This is a genomic window from Microbacterium umsixpiens, assembly GCF_053543675.1.
Genome location: NZ_JBLVOH010000065.1, coordinates 6,522 through 7,117 on the forward strand (window position 1 = coordinate 6,522; position 596 = coordinate 7,117).

The following is a 596-nucleotide window of genomic DNA, read 5'->3' on the forward strand; positions in this document are numbered from 1 at the left end:
GAGGCCCTGAGACGACGTGAGCTTCCAGAACGGCGCCTCGAACAGCTGTCCGAGGATGTGGCCCGCATAGGCGATGACGCCGACGATGATGCCGAAGACCACCCAGAGGCCCCAGCGGCCGCGGTTGATGATCGCGCCGAGCAGCCAGAAGCCGAGGAAGAAGACGACGACCGGCGTCCAGTAGCCCCAGGTCATCAGCGGTGCCAGCGCGGCCTCACCGATGTTCTCGCCGTTCACCTCGCCGGCGATCGCACCGAGACCCAGCGCCGTGCCGAGGTACAGCACGGCGAAAACCAGGGTCGCGAGCAGGCCGATGAGGCCGGCGGTGCCGCGGTTGCCGCGGTCACGGGGCGGCTCGGGAGCCTGCACGAAGATGGGTTGAGGCTGCGCTGCCGCGGCGACACCCGTCGCACCGATCAGCGGCTCCGACGGCACGATGCGTGTCTCGGTGTCGTCACCGTACTGGGCGTAGGCGGCACCGGCCAGGCCGGACTGCTCGTGCCCGAACGGCACGGGCTCGCCCACGATCGGCTCCGGGTAGAAGGATTCGGTCTCCGCGTCGGCCTCCGCCCGGACGTCGCGCGCGGGCTCGCGCG

1 pseudogene is annotated in these 596 nt (G+C 70.8%); it reads right to left on the reverse strand.

Going from position 1 to position 596, the window contains the following annotated elements:
• Positions 1–596 (reverse strand): annotated as a pseudogene (locus ACNPM4_RS06435) (ABC transporter); the annotation flags it as partial.